Here is an 18854-nt window from a genome sequence, read left to right as displayed (position 1 = left end):
GAGCACATGAGAGGTAACCGTAAATGACTATTTCCAGTTCGACCGAGGCTGGCGACGCTGTGACCGACGCGGCCGCCGAGCCCGAGGCCGCATCGACCGAGATGAAAAAGAAAGAACTCGTGGACCTCGTGGTCACCCGGTCCGGAATTAAGAAGAAAGATGCCAAGCCTGTTGTCGAGGCAATGCTTGCGGTTCTGGGCGAATCCATCGCCGAGGGGCGTGAGATGAACCTTCAACCCTTTGGCAAGCTGCGCATCAACCGCACGGTCGAAAAGCACAATGGCCGGATTACGGTTTGCAAACTGCGCCAAAGTACGAATACGGCCAGCGATACGACAGCTCTTGCAGAGACTGCGCAGGACGGTTAATACCCCGCCTCACGGGTGATTAGCTCAGTGGTAGAGCGCTTCGTTCACATCGAAGATGTCAGGAGTTCAAATCTCTTATCACCCACCAGATTTCGGGGCGCTGCCAGTGGCGGCGCCCCTTTTCATTGAGAGACTGACATGTCCTTGCCCGAATTTCTGATCCTGCGTCACGGAGAAACCGAGTGGAATCGCGAAGGTCGCCTCCAAGGGAGACTGGACTCAAAACTGACCGCGATCGGGCGGACGCACGCACAGCGGCAAAACGCGATTCTGCAGGAGTTCGGCGTCACGGGATGGGCCTGGTGCTCCAGCCCGCAAGGGCGCGCGATGACCACAGCACAGATCGCCGCGCAAGAGCTCTCAGCCGAAATCGTGCCAGATGTGCGATTGCAGGAAATCGACGTCGGCAGTTGGACGGGCTTGCGCCGCGACGAGATCGCAGAGCAGGTCCCACACCTCTTTGAAACCGAGGGATTGGCCTGGTACGATCACGCGCCTGATGGTGAAGGGCTGATCGCGCTCGAACGACGGGCAAAGGCATTTCTTGACGAGATGACTGGGCCGACCGTGATCGTGACACATGGCATCACCTCGCGCGTCATACGATGTCTCGCACAGGGTTTGCCTGCCGAGGCATTCGACACTGTTGGCGGCGGGCAGGGGGTGGTTTACCACATTCGAAATTACGAGAGCAGATTGCTGTCATAAGGGCTTGCACGCCCCCGCAGCTTTTCGTAAACGCTGCAGAACGGGTGATTAGCTCAGTTGGTAGAGCGCTTCGTTTACACCGAAGATGTCGGGAGTTCGAGTCTCTCATCACCCACCATTCACATCCCCGAAAAATCAAAAATTTGAAATGTGAAAACTAGGCCTGCGGGCTCTCGTTTTGAACGGGGGAGCCTGTGGGGCAGGCTACCAGAGTAACCTTGTTTAGAAGTGCATTTGCTAGGGCGATGCGGCAAACCTCAGCCTGGCGGCTCGGTGCTACTCACGCTTGGCAGAGCGGCACCCTCATACGCCTGTTTGACGATGATAGTGGGATTGCCACACGCCGCAACGCAATACGGCCCGCAGGATGTCTGCGGGCCGGCATCAAGATTGTTGTGGAACGAGCCTCATTCAAGGCCAGCGATCAGCGGTTCTCGATATCCACATAATCGCGCTCGGTTTCGCCGAGGTAGAGCTGACGGGGACGTCCGATCTTGTTCTGTGGATCGGCAATCATTTCTTTCCACTGGCTGACCCAACCGACGGTCCGCGACACGGCGAAGATCGGCGTGAACATTGAGGTCGGGAAGCCGATCGCTTCGAGGATGATACCGGAATAGAAGTCGACGTTCGGGAACAGTTTCTTGTCCGCGAAATACGGATCCTCCAGCGCCTGTTTCTCCAATTCCTTTGCGACTTGCAGGACCGGGTTGTTTTCGATGCCCAGCAGGTCGAGAACTTCGTCAGCGGACTGCTTCATAACCGTCGCGCGCGGATCGAAATTCTTGTAGACGCGGTGCCCAAAGCCCATCAGACGGAACGGATCGTTCTTGTCTTTGGCGCGTGCAATGAACTCCGGGATGCGATCGGGCGTGCCGATTTGCTTGAGCATCTCAAGGCAGGCTTGGTTCGCCCCGCCATGTGCCGGCCCCCAAAGACAGGCAATACCAGCAGCGATACAGGCGAATGGATTTGCGCCCGAGGATGACGCCAGTCGCACCGTCGATGTCGACGCGTTCTGTTCGTGATCTGCATGCAGGGTAAAGATACGGTCCATGGCGCGGGCAACGATCGGATCGACATGGTATTCTTCGGCCGGAACCGCAAAGCACATGTTGAGGAAATTCGCGGCATAGCTCAGGTCGTTGCGCGGATAGACAAACGGCTGACCAACGGAGTATTTGTACGCCATCGCAGCAATGGTCGGCATTTTGGCGATCAGACGGTGCGTGGCGACTTCGCGCTGGTGCCCGTCGGCGATATCTGTGCTGTCGTGATAGAAGGCTGACATCGCGCCGACCACGCCGACCATGGTGGCCATAGGATGCGCATCGCGGCGGAACCCGCGGAAGAAGTAATGCATCTGTTCGTGGATCATCGTGTGACGGGTGATCGTGGTTTCGAACTCTTCCAGTACCGAGGCTGTGGGCAGATAACCATAAAGCAGCAGGAAGCAGACCTCGAGGTAGTGGGATTTGCTGGCGAGCTGGTCGATCGGATAGCCACGATGCAACAGTTCGCCCTTGTCTCCGTCGATAAAGGTGATGGTGCTGTCGCAGCTCGCAGTCGACGTAAATCCGGGATCGTAGGTAAAGACGTCGGCTTGGGCATAAAGTTTGCGAATGTCGAGTACGTCAGGACCCGCTGTAGGCGAGTATATCGGCAGGTCGTAAGACGCACCGTCAATGGTCAGTGTCGCGGATTTCGTCGATTCAGTCATGGATGTCCCTTCCTCTTATGGTCCACGGGGCGGGGCATCGCCTGACCCGTGCGGGGGCTTGCCGTACACGGTGGTACGGCACTGCTGGTATCGGCGTCGTGTGACCGGGACATGAACCCCGAATTAACCGGACGCGTCGTTAAGCCGGTCCAGGGTTTCTTGACGTCCCAGAACCAGCATCATGTCGAACACCGAGGGCGTAACGGCCCGACCTGCCAGCGCTGCCCGAAGCGGGCCGGCCAGCTTGCCGAACTTAGTTCCCTGTGCTTCTGCAAAGCTGTTCAGGGTCGCCTCGAGATCGTCTCGGGTCCAGCTAGCAGTTTGCAACTGCGGCGTCAATTCTGCCAGTATACCATGGGATACTGAATCAAGCGCTTTTGCTGCCTTTGCGTCCGGAACCACGGGTCGCTTTGTCAAGACAAAATGGGCCTTTTCAAGCAGTTCCGGAAACGTGCGTGCGCGATCCTTGAGGCAATACATCGCAGTTTCTAGGCGCTCTCCTTGTGCCGATGTCAGCGGTTCAAGCTGCGCAGCGGCCAGATAGCCTTCAATTTCTTGCCGCAACGCGGCATTTTCTGACACCGCGATATGCTGCCCCGAGAGATTCTCGAGCTTCTTCAGGTCAAATCTTGCCGGGCTTTTGCCGATCCCGTCAAGATCGAACCACTCAAGCGCCTGCGTATCGGTAAAGAATTCATCGTCACCGTGGCTCCACCCCAGCCGCGCTAGATAGTTGCGCATGCCGGCAGCGGGATATCCCATCGCCTGATATTCCTGGGCCCCAAGCGCACCGTGACGTTTGGACAGTTTCTTGCCATCCGGGCCGTGGATCAGCGGAATATGAGCCCAAACCGGCACTGCCCAGCCCATGGCGTCATAGATCATCATCTGGCGGGCGGCGTTGTTGAGGTGATCATCGCCGCGGATCACATGTGTGACGCCCATGTCGTGGTCATCCACAACCACCGCGAGCATGTAGACCGGCGACCCATCAGCGCGCAGCAGGACCATATCGTCAAGCTGGTCGTTGCGAATGGTGACATTGCCCTGCACCTCGTCACGGATCACGGTTGTTCCGTCCTGAGGGGCCTTGATGCGGATCACATAGGGGGCATCCGGATGGGTCGCCGGATCAGCGTCGCGCCACGGGCTGCGAAAGAGGGTGGATTTACCCTCGGCTCGCGCCGCGTCGCGAAACGCGGCGATCTCATCCTGCGTGGCGAAACATTTATAGGCCTTGCCCTCGGCCAGCAGTTGGTGCGCGACCTCTGCATGGCGAGCAGCACCGTCAAATTGGCTGATGACCTCGCCGTCATGGTCCAGACCCAACCACGAAAGCCCCTGTAGAATCGCTTCGGTCGCCTCGGGGGTGGATCGTGCGCGGTCGGTGTCTTCGATCCGCAACAGGAACTTGCCTCCACGACCGCGCGCATAAAGCCAATTGAACAGCGCCGTGCGCGCGCCGCCGATATGCAGAAATCCGGTGGGAGACGGCGCAAAGCGAGTAACTACGGGGTCGGACATGTGCGGGGATTTACCTCTTGGCAACGATTAGATGTATTTCTGGGCGCGAGATCACGGGGCTGACAAAAATCAAGAGATGCGCTTGCTAAGCCCGCTCGCCACGGTTCAGAAAGGCGGATACATTTTTTTACCGTGAAACGAAAGGCTGCCGTGAAGGTGATTTCATCTGGATTGAAATGCGCCAGCCAGAGCGGTCAGATATTTTAATGGTTCGCATCGGCGCCAATTGCTGCTTGCCACACCCGGTTCGCAAAACCAATGTATCCGGGTGGGTATCGATCTTGGACCAACCGACGAACCTGTTGTTCAGAGGTTGGGTTAAGGGGACTATGCCGGGCGCGGTGTCTGCGACAGGACCAGATTGAGGAACTTAGAGGATGAAACTGCGCGTCGCGAAACCCGAAGAAATGGACATCATTCTGGGATGGGCGGCCAAGGAAGGATGGAACCCGGGGCTTGCGGATGCTCATGTCTTTCTTGCCAGCGATCCAAAGGGCTTCTTTGTGGCTGAAAACAAGTCTGACATCGTTGCCGCCATTTCGGTGGTCAACCATTCCGAGGATATGGCGTTTCTGGGGCTATACCTGTGTCGTCCCGATTTTCGCGGGCAGGGAATTGGCTATGCGCTGTGGCAACATGCGCTCGCGCATGCCGAGGGGCGAACCGTCGGGCTGGACGGTGTCGCCGAACAACAGGCGAACTATGCCAAGTCTGGGTTTATTCGGGCCGGTTCCAGCATCCGGTTTGAAGGACAAATGCCGCAGGAAGCCGATCCGCGTGTACGCGCTGCGCGGTCAGAGGATCTGCTCAGGCTCATCGAACTGGACACAACCGCCAACGGATATCCGCGATCGGATTTCCTGACTGGCTGGTTGTCAACGACCGAAACCAGACGAACCGTGGTTCTCGAGGCGTCCAGATATTGCACCGGCTTTGCCACCGTTCGAAGATGCCAGAGCGGCGTCAAGATCGGCCCGATCATTGCTGATAACACGTCAGATGCGCTGGCTTTGGCAGGTGCTGCAGTCGCGGAACTTCCCTCGGGGGCCGTGATCATCGATGTGCCGTCCGAGAATGCAGACCTGTGTTCTGCTCTTCAAGACCTTGGTTTTGTCGAGACATTTGCGACCGCCCGAATGTATCGCGGAGCGGCACCTGTGAGCGGGTCAAACCGGCAGGCGATCGCAACGATGGAGTTGGGATAGCGCTGAACTCCTTCTGCGAGCGCTGAACCCGCCACGAAATTGCGGGGCTTGAAGAATATTCGGTAACCATTTGATAACCGAGAGCCGGATAGGCTTTGGGCATGTGCGATGATCCGGACGGCGGAAAGCAGACATGAACGGCCTGAAGCGAGGGTTGATCTGGGGCGACATGGTGTTGCTTCGCCAGAGGGGGCATCTGTTCCCGTGGGCGCCGGTTTGTCTCGCGATAGGTATTGGCAGCTACTTTGTGCTTTCGGTCGAACCTGACGCGCTGGTCTATGCAGCGTTTGGCGTGTTGGGAAGCATCTGTGCGGCAGCTGCCATGCGTTGGCCAGGGGGCTGGGCAGCGCTGGCATGGGCGGTGGTTCTGGCGGCAACCGGGTTTGGTTTGGCCGGACTACGCGCCCATCAGGCCGCCGCACCGGTGCTGGACTGGCGTTATTACGGTGCTATCGAAGGCCGCGTCGTGGCATTGGATCGGAGCGCATCTGATGCGATACGGGTCACGCTGGACCGCGTTATGCTAGAACGCGTTGCGCCCGCACGGCGGCCAGATCGGGTTCGAGTATCACTTCACGGTCCACCGGCAGAATTAAAGCCCGGTCAGCGGATCATGACAACAGGGCATCTTTCACCGCCGCAAGGGCCGGTTGAACCCGGCGGTTTCGATTTCCGCCGCCATGCCTGGTTTCAGGGACTCGGCGCTGTGGGGTACACCCGCAACCCCGTCCTGACGATTGCGCCAGCGCGCGCAGGTCAGGAGGGGCTGGGCATCTTTGCCTTGCGGATGGAAGCCTCGCGACGTGTGCGTGAGATATTGCCGGGTGATGTCGGTGGCTTCGCTGCCGCTGTCACTACCGGTGATCGCAGCGGCGTCGGGCAAGAGGCGCTCAATGCACTGCGGGCGAGTAATTTGGCGCATTTGCTGGCGATTTCCGGTCTGCACATGGGCCTGTTGGCAGGTTTTGTGTTCGCGGTCCTGCGCGTGTCCTTGTCGTTGGTGCCTTCGGTCGCCCTTCGCATTTCGGTCAAGAAGGTTGCGGCCATCGGAGCACTTGCGGCGGCCGCTGTCTATCTGGCGCTCTCTGGCGGCAATGTCGCGACCGAGCGTGCCTTTATCATGGTCGCGGTCGTCCTTCTCGCAGTGCTCGTTGACCGGCGCGCCTTTAGTTTGCGGGCGGTGGCCATGGCGGCTCTGATCGTGCTCTGTCTGAGGCCACAGGCGATGATGGGACCGGGGTTTCAGATGTCATTTGCGGCAACAACTGCGCTGATTGCATTCTTTGGCTGGCTGCGCGACGCGGATCTGCCGAAGGCTCCGGGTTGGGCGAAGCCAGTTTTGGGGGTGTTGATGTCCTCGGCAATTGCAGGGCTGGCAACGGCCCCGGTGGGGGCCGCGCATTTCAATACATTGTCGCATTACGGGTTGATCGCGAACCTTGTTTCGGTGCCGCTGATGGGAGTTCTGGTGATCCCTGCAGCCGTAGTGGCGCTGTGCCTCGCACCGCTCGGGCTGGAGGCAATCGGACTTACCCCAATGGGGTGGGGGCTCGCCTGGATACTGGGCGTGGCTCGGACAGTTTCCGATCTGGAAGGATCGCAAGGGTACGTGGCCGGGCCGGGGCCGACGGTGTTGCCGATGATGGCGTTGGGCATGCTCTGGCTGATGCTCTGGCAAGGGCGCGCGCGCCTTGCCGGGGTGCTGCCAGTTGTGGCTGCGTTCGCGATCTGGTCACAGGCGCAACGCCCGGACGTTCTGGTCGCAGACACCGGCGGGTTGGTCGGGGTCATGACAAACGAAGGTCGCGCACTCAGCAAACCGCGCGGGGCAGGGTTTGTGGCGCAGAACTGGCTGGAGAACGACGGTGATGGGGCGGACCAGGGCAATGCGGCCCTGCGCTGGCCGGGAGCGGCGGGCAAGGTCAGGGTCATGACTGCTGGCACGGCAGAAATCATTCATGTGATCGGTAAGACCGGCGCGGCGCAGGTCTCGTCGTGCACGGAAAGTCAGGTGGTGATCGCATCTGTCCCGTTGCGCCTTGATGGGCCTTGCGACGTTTTTGATTCAAAACGCCTGCTGCGCACCGGCAGCCTTGCGATAACGGACAAAGGTATCACCACCGCCCGTCAAGCGGCGGGGCAGCGGTTATGGAACACGCGCGCCGCGCCGAAAATCCAGTATGCCAAGGCTCAGTAAGTGCGGATCAACCCAACGAGCTTGCCCTGCACCTTGACCTGATGTTCGGGCAGGACGCGGGTTTCATAGGCCGGGTTCGCCGCTTCAAGTGCAATCGCACCACTGCGACGGAAGAACCGTTTCAGCGTCGCTTCATGGCCTTCAACCAATGCGACGACGATATCGCCGTCATCTGCTGCTGCGGTTTCGCGGATCACGACCACGTCGCCGTCATTGATCCCGGCGTCGATCATGGAATCGCCACGCACCTCAAGCGCATAGTGATCACCGGAGGACGACAGCATTTGCGATGGCACCGTGACCTGGTTTTCCACATGGCTGATCGCCTCAATTGGAACACCTGCGGCGATCCGGCCCATCATCGGCAGCTCTACGGCACTGACGGTGACCGGATTGACGTTGGCCGGGCGTGAGGCAGAAGGTTTGTCGCCCTGTATGACCCGTGGGGAAAAGCCCGTGGTCGGCTCGCCACCAAGGCTTTCGGGCAAGCGGACCACTTCGATTGCGCGCGCGCGGTGGGCGAGGCGACGAATAAACCCTCGTTCTTCGAGTGCGGTGATCAGCCGGTGAATGCCCGATTTGCTGCGCAGGTCGAGCGCGGTCTTCATTTCATCAAAACTGGGGGGAACACCATCGCGCTGCACGCGCTTATGGATAAATTCCAACAAATCCAACTGCTTCTTGGTCAACATTGCCTGAACCTCTTGCCTGTGGGTTTGCGTTTGTTCTAGACATGTTCTCGTTTTGTGTCAACCGCTTTGCCGGTTTTGCTAGAGCGGGAGGTAGTTGACCGAAGCACCGGCAGCCAATGTAGGATCATTGGGTTCTCTGACGAGCAGGGCGTTGGCCTGAGACAGGATTGTGAGCAGTGAGCTGTCTTGATTGTCAAAGGCGGTCACTTTGCCATCCGCCACAACTGCGCGCATATAGTGTTCACGCGGACCGTTTTGCGCAAGCGGGCTGTCGAGTGTTGCGGCGCGTAGCGACGGCAATTCAGTGCCAAGTCCGAGCATGGTGCGGATCATTGGGGCAAGGAATATGTGCCCGCAAACCATTGCTGAAACAGGATTTCCCGGCAAGCCGACCATGGCCGCGCCATTCAATCGGCCAGCCATCAACGGCTTGCCCGGGCGCATGGCGACTTTGTAAAAGGCGCGCTCCATCCCGAGATCCGCTGTGGCCTGCGCCACCAGATCGTGATCGCCAACCGATGCGCCGCCGATGGTCACGATCAGGTCCGCGCTGCTGGCCAGATCAAAGGCAGTGCGCAGCGAGGACAGAGTATCGCGGGCAATCGGCAACAGCCGCGCCGTCGCCCCGAGCCGCTCGACCATTGCCTTGAGGCCAAAGCTGTTGGACGCGATGATCTGATCGGGGCCGGGAGTCTCTCCGGGCATGACCAGTTCGTCACCAGTGGCGAGGATCGCGATAACCGGTTTGCGTGTCACAGGAACGCGCGCAATATTCATTGAGGCCAGCAACGCGATGTCTTGCGGTGCAAGGATGCGGGGCGCTGAAACGACAGTACCGACCGTAAAATCGCCGCCTGCGGGACGGATGTTGGTTTTGGTTCCGGGCTCGTCCGTAATCGTGATTAGATCTCCGGTTCGGCTGACATCCTCTTGAATGACAACGAAATCTGTACCCTCCGGGATCGGCGCACCGGTAAAGATGCGGACCGCCTGACCGGCACCGACGGGTGCCTCAAACCGATGTCCGGCGGCGGCTTCGCCGATCACCTTGAACATCGCATGCAGCTCGACTTCGGCGGATTTGACCGCGTAGCCGTCCATAGAGGAAGCTGCGAATGGGGGCTGGTCACGTTGCGCCTGCATCTCCCGCGCCAACACGCGGCCTGCCGCGTCGACGAGGTCTACTTCTTGCGAAGGCAGCGGAGCGATCAGGTCAGAAAGCGCTGCGCGGGCTTGGGCGACAGTGATCATGACGCTGTGTATCGCCCTGATTTCCCACCATCTTTCAGAACGACACGGATTTCTCCAATCTGCATCGTTTTGTCGACGGCCTTGGTCATGTCGTAAACGGTCAGCGCGGCGGTGGACACTGCCGTGAGCGCCTCCATTTCAACGCCGGTTTGGCCGGTGGTCTTGACGGTCGCTTCGATCTGCACGCCGGGCAGTAGCGGATCGAGGGTCAATTCAATCGCAACCTTGCTGATCGGCAATGGATGACAGAGGGGGATCAGTTCGGGTGTCTTCTTGGCACCCATGATCCCGGCGAGGCGGGCAACGCCCAGAACGTCTCCCTTTTTGGCCTTGCCTTCTGAAATGATATCAAAGGTTTCTTGCTTCATGCTGATGTGGCCACGCGCGACGGCAACACGTGCTGTCACCGCCTTGTCAGAGACATCCACCATATGTGCATCGCCTTGCGAGTCAAAATGCGTCAGGGGCATCATATGGCTCCGGGGGTCAGAGGTCTTTCCAACAAGCCTCGGGTCGCCGCCGTAACATCATCCTGCCGCATCAGGCTTTCGCCGATTAGAAAATCGCGCACGCCATAGCGGGCCATATCGGCCAACTCTGCAGGGCTGTTCAGCCCGCTTTCGCAGACGATGACGCGGTCTGCCGGAACCAGCTTGCTGAGCTTTCGTGTCACATCAAGTGAGGTTTCAAAGGTCTTGAGATCGCGATTGTTGATCCCGATCAGCGGGCTTTTCAGGACCATCGCCCGTTCCAACTCCTCGGCATCATGCACTTCGATCAGCGCATCCATGCCCCATTCCACAGCTGCGGCTTCAAGCTCGGCGGCCTGATCATCGCTGACACTGGCCATGATGATCAGGATGCAATCGGCGCCAAGGCTGCGCGCCTCGACCACCTGATAGGGATCATACATGAAATCCTTGCGCAACGCGGGTAGGGCGCAGGCATCGCGGGCTTCGGTCAGAAACGCCTTCGCACCCTGAAAGCTCGGGGTGTCAGTCAGAACGGACAGGCAGGTCGCGCCGCCGGCCTCGTAGGCCTTTGCAAGTGCGGCGGGATCAAAATCAGGGCGGATCAGTCCTTTGGACGGGCTGGCTTTCTTGATCTCCGCAATCAGGCCATAGCCACCCCTGCTCGCTTGCTGCAGCGCTTCGGCAAAAGGGCGCACCGGGCTGGCTGAGCGAGCGGCGACCTCCACCTGATCGATCGGCTGCGCGGCCTTGTCAGCGGCGATTTCCTCAAGCTTGTAGGCTTTGATCTGATCGAGAATGGTCGTGGTCATGCGGGCTCCTGGGTAATGCGCGCGAGGTCGGTGATCTTGCCGCGGGCTGCGCCGCTGTCGATGCTCTCCGCAGCCATGGCAACACCATCGCGCAAGGTGTCAGCGGCGTCGGCAACCACAAGTGCGGCGGCTGCATTCAACAGAACCGCGTCGCGGTAGGCGGACGGGGCCCCGTCCAGCAGGGCGCCAAAGGCGCGGGCGTTGTCTTCGGGACTGCCGCCAAGAATGTCTTCGAAGGGATGAACGGGCAGACCTGCGTCCTCGGGGTGCAGTTCAGCTTCTTTCACCGCTCCGTCTTCGAGTGCGGCGATCCAACTTACGCCTGCGATGGTCAACTCGTCGGTGCCGTCACTGCCATGCACCAACCATGCGCGTTCTGATCCCAACGTTCCGAGGGTCTCGGCCATAGGGCGGATCATTTCGCGCGAGAATGCACCTGTGAGTTGGCGTTTCACCCCGGCCGGGTTGGTGAGCGGTCCGAGGATGTTAAATATGGTGCGCGTGCCAAGCTCGGCCCGACTGGGACCGACATGGGCCATGGCGGGATGGTGCATAGGGGCCATCATGAAGGCGATGCCAACCTGTTCCAGAGCCTTTTCAACGACTTTCGGGCCAACCATCACGTTGATTCCCATCTGCGTCAGGGCATCTGCCGCGCCGGATTTGGAGCTGAGATTGCGATTGCCATGTTTGGCGACCGGGACACCGGCGCCTGCGACAACAAAGGCCGTGGCTGTTGAAATGTTCAACGTTCCCTTGCCGTCACCGCCGGTGCCAACGATGTCGATTGCACCATTCGGTGCTTTGACGCGGTGGCATTTGGAGCGCATGACGGCGGCTGCAGCGGCAAACTCATCTACCGTTTCACCGCGTGTGCGCAGGGCCATCAGCAGGCCACCAATCTGGCTCGGCGTTGCCTCGCCTTCAAACAGGATGGTAAAGGCGGTCTCTGCCTCGTCGCGGCTCAAAGGGCGGACGGCGGCGGCACCGATCAGCGGTTTCAGCGCATCGCTCATGCCGGGACTTTCAGTTCGTTCAGGAAATTCTGGAGCAGCGCATGGCCGTGTTCCGATGCAATCGATTCCGGATGAAACTGGACCCCATGAATTGGCAGGTCGCGATGTTGCAGGCCCATGATGGTGCCGTCCTGCAACGCGGCCGTGATGTTCAGACAGTCGGGCAGGGTGTCCCGTTCCACGATCAGCGAATGATAGCGCGTCGCCTCAAACGGGCTGGGAAGGCCGGCAAAGAGACCTTTGCCCACATGTTCCACCTGACCCATCTTGCCATGGACGATTTCGTGACAGCGCACGACCTTGCCACCAAAGGCCTGACCAATGGTCTGATGACCCAGGCAAACACCCATCAGCGGTGTTCCGGTTTCCGCCGCAGCCTCGGTCAGCGCAAGACAGATACCAGCCTGATCGGGATCGCAAGGGCCGGGGGACAACAGAATGCCCGCCGGGTTCATCGACATCGCCTGCTGCACATCCAGCGCATCGTTGCGGTGGATCACCACATCAGCACCCAGTTCGCCCAGATAGTGCACGAGATTATAGGTGAAGGAGTCGTAGTTATCGATCAGCAGCAGCATGGGGCATTCATTCGGCAAAGGGTGTCGATTTTGGCGCAGTTTTCTCGGTGCCCATACATGTTCAGGGTTGCCGGGCAGCGTCAAGTGCGCAAAACCACGGGCGTCGTTGCAGAGATTGGCATCCTGTCGTCCGGTGCAACGCCAGAGAGAAAACAAGGGGCAAAGGGTCATGCGCGGGTTTTTGGGTGGAATCGTCCTGGGGCTGGTCCTGTGCGCGGTGGGGCTGGCCACATTGTCGCTCTGGTCGCCGCTGGCGCCCACGCCTGAGGTCGCGCCCGAAGCAACTCAACCGGTTGCGCCCACCAGCGCTCAGGCAGGGATCGCGCGCCAACAGCCGGATCCAGCGATCACAAACGCGCCGCCGGTGTCACCGTTGGCGAGCAAACCCGAAGCTGGTGATCTGGGCAGCATCATTCAGATCGAATCCCAGTCGATGGAGCGGCCAGCCGTAGATGCACAGGCCGATGATCCTGTTTCGCCGGAAGCCCCCGCGCCGATGCCTCAGATGCCTGCCGCACCCGAAACCGTTGATCCGACCAATACACAGGTGGATGCACCCGTTGCCCCTGTGCAGGACAGTGATGTCGGCGTCGACAGCTCTGCGCCAGATGTGCCGGCAGCCGAGGAAAGCCTTGGGTCCACCGACATCTTGTTTGCAAACGAGCCTGAGGTGGCCGGGGCTTCAAACGTCAACACCACCCGTGATCTTGCGATCAATGGTTCCGCACCAGTACAGGTGACGGTCGATGCAATCGCCGACGCGGCACCAGAAACGACTGTCGATCCCGCACCGCAACCCCAAGTCACCAAGGGACCGGAAATGTTCGCGCGATCCGATATTGCCGCGCCTGAACTGCCCGGCACGATCGAGACGTCTCCGGATGTGACCGCTCCGCGCGCCTCGGTTGCTCCGGTTCCCGACACTGCCACCACGGTTTCGGATCAGACAGAACAGGCGCTGCCAAGAATTGCGCCCTTGCCGCAGGCGGGTGTCGCAACCGAGACAACGGGACCGACGATCGGAAAGCGTGTTGTTCCCTTGACCGAGCGGCACAAGGCTGCGGCCGCGCAGAAAGAAGACCCTTTGCAATCCGGAAATGTGGCACCTCTGGATCTCCATGCAGAACCGTTCGAGAACTTGGATGGCAATCCTTTGATGTCGATCATTCTTGCGGATGACGGTGAAATCCCCGCGATCGAGGCAATGCAAGAGCTGACGTTTCCGATCACCGTCGCCATCGATCCGACATTGCCAAATGCAGCCGAACGAATGGCACGCTATCGCGATGCTGGCCACGAGGTGCTGATGTTGGTCGAATTGCCGAAATTCGCAACCGCCCGCGATGTCGAGGTTTCACTGGCCGCAGGATTTGACGTCCTGCCCGACACAGTGGGCGTATTGGAAGGGGCCGACTTTCAGGCCGACAGGGAGATATCCGCACAGGTTGTCGCCGTTGCCAACGGCACGGGACGTGGGCTGGTCGCGCAGAACACCGGCCTGAATTCTTCCCTGAAGCTTGCGCATAACGATGGCGTGCCCGCGACTGCCGTCTACCGTGAGTTCGACCGGGCAGGGCAGGACACGCCAGCGATTGAGCGTAGCCTTGATCAGGCGGTGTTCCGTGCCAGCCAGGATGGCAGCGTCACGGTGATCGGTCGCCTGCATCCGGCAACGCTCCAGATCCTGCAGGGATGGGTCGCCGACCACCGTGCGAGCCGTGTCGCTCTGTCACCAGTTTCCGCCGTGTTGCGGCTGAGCGGCGGCGCGTCCTGACACGATCTAGGCGGTGAACAAAAAGCTCGGGAACCGGGTCAGCGCAGCCTCGGAGGTCAAACTTCCGGCGTCGCTTTCGCACTCGCCGTAAAAGCTCAGCATTTTAGAAAGCGCGGCCATGCGGTCAGCCCGCTCCTTGGGCGGCAGAAAGGACGCGTGGGTCGACAGATAGAGCGCCGGGCGCTGTGCTTTCAACCAGGGCAGAAGGGCTGGCAGGACATCGAACTCCGCGCCTTCGATATCCATCTTGACGAGCGATACGCCCGACAGGTCAACAGACCCCGCGAATTGTGCCCAGCTGATGGTCAGCACGTCTGATCCGTTTGCACCCTCGGCGTTCAGCAGGCTGGTCATGCTGTCGCCCTTTTCGCCACCGAAACTGGCCATGCGGGCGATGCCGACATCTTCGCTGATGGCAGCGGCGAAGGCGCTGACATTGTTCAGATCATTCAGGGCAATGTTCCAGGCCAGCGCACGAAAGGCTTCGGGATCGGGTTCAAAACACCAGACATGCCGTGCCTTGCGCGCGCCGTAGAGGACGGTCGGGCCAATCCACGCCCCGATATCAAGATAGTCGTGATCCCGGTCGAGGAACCGGTCGAGCACCGCGAATGTGTCCGGTTCCCATTGGCCTGCCGTGGCCTTGCGCCAGAACTTGCTGTGATAGGGGTCGAGCCGAAACCGTTCGCCCGCCAGAGCGCCGTCATAGTAGCCGCGTGCACGGTACATCATCTTTCGCACTCTGGTCAGCAACTGCGCGCCTCCTGCTGTGTTTCGCCTGCCAGCCCTTGACCTACCCCGTTCATCACCGCATGTAACGGGGAGGACCGAATTAATTCAAAGTGGGGGGCCGACCATGGCTTTTGAACTACCTGATCTTCCTTATGCACACGACGCGCTGGCAGCCAAGGGCATGTCGAAGGAAACGCTCGAATATCACCACGACCTGCACCACAAGGCCTATGTCGACAACGGCAACAAGCTGATTGCCGGAACCGAGTGGGATGGCAAATCTCTGGAAGACATCATCACCGGAACTTATGACGCGAATTCGGTTGCCCAGAACGGCATCTTCAACAACATCAGCCAGTTGTGGAACCACAATCAGTTCTGGGAAATGATGGGTCCGGGCGACGCCGGGATGCCGGGCGAACTGGAGAGCGCGCTGACCGAGAGCTTTGGCAGCGTTGACAAGTTCAAAGAAGAATTCTCGGCCGCTGGCGCAGGCCAGTTCGGCTCGGGCTGGGCGTGGCTGGTCAAAAAGGCTGACGGCTCGTTGGCCGTGACCAAGACCGAAAACGGCGTAAACCCGCTTTGCTTTGGTCAAACAGCACTGCTGGGCTGTGATGTGTGGGAGCATTCCTACTACATCGATTTCCGCAACAAGCGTCCGGCCTACCTGACCAACTTCCTCGACAACCTGGTCAACTGGGAAAATGTCGCCGGTCGCATGTAAGCCAAGCTGACAGGCAGATCGAACAACAGCCCCGTGCGTTTGCGCGGGGCTGTTTTCTATTCTGCGCGCCCGGTTTCTTGCGGCTTGTCCGAGCGCCATTGAAGTTGCGCAAGAAGCGGGTCGCGAAAGCTGGCGTTGACCGGCTGTGCTTGACCACCTGACTTGGTCGTGTGATGGCTGAGGCAAGGCGCAAGGAGGACGCATGACCGAAACCGGAAAAGGCATCCTTGCCATGATCAGCGCGGCGGGGCTCTGGGGTATATCGCCGCTTTATTACAAGCTGTTGTCCCATATTCCTGCAGCCGAAGTCATGGCGCATCGGACCGTCTGGTCACTGGTGTTTTTTGCCGGTCTGCTGGCCTTTCAAGGCCGGTTGGGAGAAATGGGATCAGTATTGCGGAACCCACGCCGCTTTGGTCTGATCGTTTTGGCATCGCTGATGGTTTCGACGAATTGGTTTCTGTTCATCTATGCCACCCTGACTGAGCGCAATACCGAAACCAGCCTTGGCTACTACATCTATCCGCTGGTTGCGGTGTTTGTCGGGCGGTTTGCCTTTGGCGAACGGCTTGGTGTGGCGCAATGGCTATCCGTGTCTCTGGCTGCTGGGGCGGTTGCGGTGCTGGCGTTTGGCCTTGGCGCATTACCCTGGATCTCGCTCACACTCGCGGCAACCTTTTCGCTCTATGGCGTGATCAAGAAGCTTTTGCCGGTCGGGCCGATCGTCTCTGTGACTTGCGAAGTACTCGTCGCAGTCCCCATCACGCTTGCTGTACTGTTTTGGCTATATGCACGGGGCGAGGTCAACCTGACGTATTCCACGGTGGATATGCTCCTGCTGATCGCGTCCGGCCCAATCACGGCCTTTCCACTGATCCTGTTCACCATTGCCGCACGCCGGGTGCCGATGACCACGGTTGGCCTGCTGCAATATCTCAATCCGACATTGCAATTTTTCTGCGCGGTGGTGTTGTTCGGCGAGATCTTCACGCCCTATCACCAGATCGCATTTCCGATGATCTGGATTGGCCTCGCCATCTATTCGGTTGCGACATTGCGTCAGGACAGGGTGGCGCGCAGGGCATCCATGGCAGTCGTTGGTGTTTCGACCCAGGTGACGAATTCGGCCAAGGAGGCATCGGCAAAACCCTGATCGATGATATGCGTGATCAAATCGCGCAATGGCTGCCAGTAGCCATCGCTGCTCAGCACGAGAATCGGTTTGTCATGTAGGCCAAGCTGTCGCCATGTCAGTGCCTCAAAAAGCTCATCCAATGATCCGGCGCCGCCCGGCAACACAACCACGGCATCGGCATTCATGATCATCACCTTCTTGCGCTCGTGCATGGTTTCGGTGACGACGTAACGAGTCAGGTCGGTCTTGCCGACTTCGAGATCGACCAGATGTTTTGGGATCACACCGAACGTGTCGCCACCGGCCCTTTGTGCGGCACGGGCGACCTCACCCATCAGACCCACATCACCTGCGCCGTAGACCAGCCGCCAGCCTTCTTCTGCGATGGCCTGCCCCAGCGACACGGCGGCCTCAGCATAGGCGGGCTGTGCCCCGTTTCTTGATCCGCAATAGACACAGATGGACTTGACGGGCATGGTCGGGCCTTTCGGGTTGATGTGCGGGGAAAACAACAGGTTTTGACCCGTGATAGCCGGATTGATAGGCTGGCTCAACCGCGCGCAACGGCTCGTGTGTTGCTGGCGGCGATGAAGGGATGAAGATGGCAGGGAATTCCGCAGGGGCAGGTTTGGGCTCAACCGGTTGGGTGGTGGCGCTTGTGACCGTCGCAGCGCTTGGGGTCGCCGGTGTCTATCTGGGCGGGTATTTCACGCCACAGAATGCGCCGGATGCGGCAATCACCACCCAGATCACCCCGCCGACTGAGACAGCGTTGACGGACGCGGCCACGGATGCTGCGGAAACCGAGGTGTCGGATCCAAAGCCGATGGCAACAACCCAATCCCAACAAGCAGACGCCAACGCTCTTGCCGCGCCGGTCTTTGATGTCGTCAGGGTCGATCCTGATGGAAATACCGTCATTGCGGGCTCGGCCGCTCCGGGCAGCCGCGTGGTCATCCTCATGGATGAGGATGAACTTGAAGCACCCGAAGCCGGTGCTGATGGTGAATTTGTCAGCCTGCTGTCCTTACCGCTCTCAGATGCGCCGCGTGTGCTGACCTTGCGCGCCGAACTTGACGGCCAATCGGCGATTTCCAAGGATCAGATCATCATTGCACCCACGCCTGCCAGCGCGCGCGCGGCACTTATCATGCCAGCCGGTGATGCCGTGCCCACAGCAGGGGATACGCCGCCCTCGGCGCCGGTTGCGACAGTCAACGTCGAGACGGTAAAGGCCACGGCTGAATTACCGCTGACCCCGTCGACCGATACGCCTGCCGAGGTCGTTAGCACCGCCCTCGCACCGGATGCCCCAACCCCACCGGAGACCGAAGCTGGCCCCGAACTGACCCCCGTGACAGTGTTGCGCGCCAATGAAGATGGCGTCGAGGTGATGCAATCGTCAGCCCCCCAAAAGTCCGCAGCCTCGCAAGTCACGCTCGATACGATCAGCTATTCTGCCGAGGGCGAGGTCTTGCTGCGCGGCACCGCCGAGGATGGCGCGGCGGTGCGGGTTTACCTCGACAACAAGCCAGTGACTGATCTGGACACCAATGCCAAGGGTCGGTTTCGCGGCAAGATCGGTGCCGCAGAGCCAGGCATTTACACGCTGCGTCTGGATGAAGTCGATGCGGACGGGCAGGTTCTGAGCCGACTGGAAACGCCGTTTAAACGCGAGTCGCCCGAAGTGTTGCAGCCCGCCGAAGACACGTCCGAAGACTCGGATTCTCCGGTCCGCGCGGTCACGGTACAAACTGGTGATACGCTTTGGGCAATCTCACGCGATCGCTATGGCGACGGTGTGTTGTACGTTAAGGTGGTCGAAGCCAACCGGGACAGCATCAAGAACCCCGATCTGATCTATCCCGGACAGGTTTTCGCCATACCGGAGTGAACCGGCGCCACTGGCAAAGCTGGCGCTCAGGCATTATGTGACTGCAAACCTTCC

Annotated in this window: 18 protein-coding genes and 2 tRNA genes; 10 read left to right on the top strand and 10 right to left on the bottom strand. The window is 59.7% G+C overall.

Annotated elements, in window-relative coordinates; genetic code table 11:
* Nucleotides 1-23: 23 nt before the first annotated feature.
* From ABJO75_RS26645 to ABJO75_RS26630, 4 genes are all read left to right on the top strand, one after another.
* On the top strand, nt 24-368 hold the full coding sequence (locus ABJO75_RS26645) for an HU family DNA-binding protein (protein ID WP_348125583.1): 345 nt from the start codon (nt 24-26) through the stop codon (nt 366-368).
* 13 nt (nt 369-381) lie between these two features.
* Nucleotides 382-456, top strand: a tRNA-Val gene (locus tag ABJO75_RS26640).
* A gap of 50 nt (nt 457-506) precedes the next feature.
* Nucleotides 507-1076, top strand: a complete 570-nt coding sequence (locus ABJO75_RS26635; protein ID WP_348125581.1) for a histidine phosphatase family protein — start codon at nt 507-509, stop codon at nt 1074-1076.
* A 42-nt stretch (nt 1077-1118) separates the two neighbouring features.
* Nucleotides 1119-1194 (top strand) — tRNA-Val (locus ABJO75_RS26630).
* A 306-nt stretch (nt 1195-1500) separates the two neighbouring features.
* Here the strand turns inward: ABJO75_RS26630 and ABJO75_RS26625 are convergent.
* Together ABJO75_RS26625 and gltX are read right to left on the bottom strand one after the other, a co-directional pair.
* A complete protein-coding gene (locus ABJO75_RS26625; protein ID WP_348125579.1) occupies nt 1501-2796 on the bottom strand; it encodes a citrate synthase in 1296 nt (431 codons plus the stop codon).
* Nucleotides 2797-2919: 123 nt separating this feature from the next.
* A complete protein-coding gene (gene gltX, locus ABJO75_RS26620; RefSeq protein WP_348125577.1) occupies nt 2920-4320 on the bottom strand; it encodes a glutamate--tRNA ligase in 1401 nt (466 codons plus the stop codon).
* Between the two features lie 377 nt (nt 4321-4697).
* Between gltX and ABJO75_RS26615 the strand changes: the two genes are divergently transcribed.
* Both ABJO75_RS26615 and ABJO75_RS26610 read left to right on the top strand, forming a co-directional pair.
* Nucleotides 4698-5525, top strand: coding sequence for a GNAT family N-acetyltransferase (locus ABJO75_RS26615; RefSeq protein ID WP_348125575.1), 828 nt, complete (start codon nt 4698-4700; stop codon nt 5523-5525).
* 133 nt (nt 5526-5658) lie between these two features.
* Nucleotides 5659-7722: a ComEC/Rec2 family competence protein gene (locus ABJO75_RS26610; RefSeq protein WP_348125573.1), complete on the top strand. Its 2064-nt coding sequence runs from the start codon at nt 5659-5661 to the stop codon at nt 7720-7722.
* Here ABJO75_RS26610 and lexA read toward each other — a convergent pair.
* From lexA to ABJO75_RS26580, 6 genes are all read right to left on the bottom strand, one after another.
* A complete protein-coding gene (gene lexA / locus ABJO75_RS26605; RefSeq protein WP_348125571.1) occupies nt 7716-8414 on the bottom strand; it encodes a transcriptional repressor LexA in 699 nt (232 codons plus the stop codon). The genes ABJO75_RS26610 and lexA overlap by 7 nt on opposite strands.
* Before the next feature lie 78 nt (nt 8415-8492).
* Complete coding sequence (gene glp, locus ABJO75_RS26600) at nt 8493-9665, bottom strand: gephyrin-like molybdotransferase Glp (protein WP_348125569.1); 1173 nt, start codon at nt 9663-9665, stop codon at nt 8493-8495.
* Nucleotides 9662-10135, bottom strand: coding sequence for a cyclic pyranopterin monophosphate synthase MoaC (moaC, locus tag ABJO75_RS26595; protein WP_348125567.1), 474 nt, complete (start codon nt 10133-10135; stop codon nt 9662-9664). The genes glp and moaC overlap by 4 nt, the downstream gene beginning before the upstream one ends.
* Nucleotides 10135-10947 carry an indole-3-glycerol phosphate synthase TrpC gene (gene trpC / locus ABJO75_RS26590; protein WP_348125565.1) on the bottom strand — a complete coding sequence of 271 codons (813 nt, stop codon included), beginning with the start codon at nt 10945-10947 and terminating at the stop codon, nt 10135-10137. Before trpC ends, moaC begins: the two co-directional genes overlap by 1 nt.
* On the bottom strand, nt 10944-11963 hold the full coding sequence (gene trpD / locus ABJO75_RS26585) for an anthranilate phosphoribosyltransferase (protein WP_348125563.1): 1020 nt from the start codon (nt 11961-11963) through the stop codon (nt 10944-10946). Before trpD ends, trpC begins: the two co-directional genes overlap by 4 nt.
* On the bottom strand, nt 11960-12541 hold the full coding sequence (locus ABJO75_RS26580) for an aminodeoxychorismate/anthranilate synthase component II (protein ID WP_348125561.1): 582 nt from the start codon (nt 12539-12541) through the stop codon (nt 11960-11962). Before ABJO75_RS26580 ends, trpD begins: the two co-directional genes overlap by 4 nt.
* Before the next feature lie 169 nt (nt 12542-12710).
* Between ABJO75_RS26580 and ABJO75_RS26575 the strand changes: the two genes are divergently transcribed.
* Complete coding sequence (locus tag ABJO75_RS26575; RefSeq protein ID WP_348125559.1) at nt 12711-14315, top strand: divergent polysaccharide deacetylase family protein; 1605 nt, start codon at nt 12711-12713, stop codon at nt 14313-14315.
* A gap of 6 nt (nt 14316-14321) precedes the next feature.
* Here the strand turns inward: ABJO75_RS26575 and ABJO75_RS26570 are convergent, their stop codons facing one another.
* Nucleotides 14322-15068, bottom strand: coding sequence for an FkbM family methyltransferase (locus tag ABJO75_RS26570; protein ID WP_348125557.1), 747 nt, complete (start codon nt 15066-15068; stop codon nt 14322-14324).
* 103 nt (nt 15069-15171) lie between these two features.
* Here ABJO75_RS26570 and ABJO75_RS26565 point away from each other — a divergent pair, with 103 nt between their 5' ends.
* Both ABJO75_RS26565 and rarD read left to right on the top strand, forming a co-directional pair.
* Nucleotides 15172-15771, top strand: a complete 600-nt coding sequence (locus ABJO75_RS26565) for a superoxide dismutase (RefSeq protein WP_348125555.1) — start codon at nt 15172-15174, stop codon at nt 15769-15771.
* Nucleotides 15772-15973: 202 nt separating this feature from the next.
* Nucleotides 15974-16924: an EamA family transporter RarD gene (rarD, locus tag ABJO75_RS26560; RefSeq protein ID WP_348125553.1), complete on the top strand. Its 951-nt coding sequence runs from the start codon at nt 15974-15976 to the stop codon at nt 16922-16924.
* Here rarD and ABJO75_RS26555 read toward each other — a convergent pair.
* The gene (locus ABJO75_RS26555) at nt 16831-17382 is read right to left on the bottom strand and encodes a TIGR00730 family Rossman fold protein (protein ID WP_348125551.1); all 552 of its coding nucleotides are present in this window, start codon (nt 17380-17382) and stop codon (nt 16831-16833) included. The genes rarD and ABJO75_RS26555 overlap by 94 nt on opposite strands.
* A 125-nt stretch (nt 17383-17507) precedes the next feature.
* Here ABJO75_RS26555 and ABJO75_RS26550 point away from each other — a divergent pair, with 125 nt between their 5' ends.
* A complete protein-coding gene (locus ABJO75_RS26550) occupies nt 17508-18800 on the top strand; it encodes a LysM peptidoglycan-binding domain-containing protein (protein WP_348125549.1) in 1293 nt (430 codons plus the stop codon).
* Nucleotides 18801-18854: the final 54 nt, after the last annotated feature.

Origin of the sequence: Sedimentitalea sp. (assembly GCF_039973035.1) — a bacterium.
Classification (GTDB): Bacteria; Pseudomonadota; Alphaproteobacteria; order Rhodobacterales; family Rhodobacteraceae; genus Sedimentitalea.
This window is presented reverse-complemented; position numbering and strand designations above follow the sequence as displayed.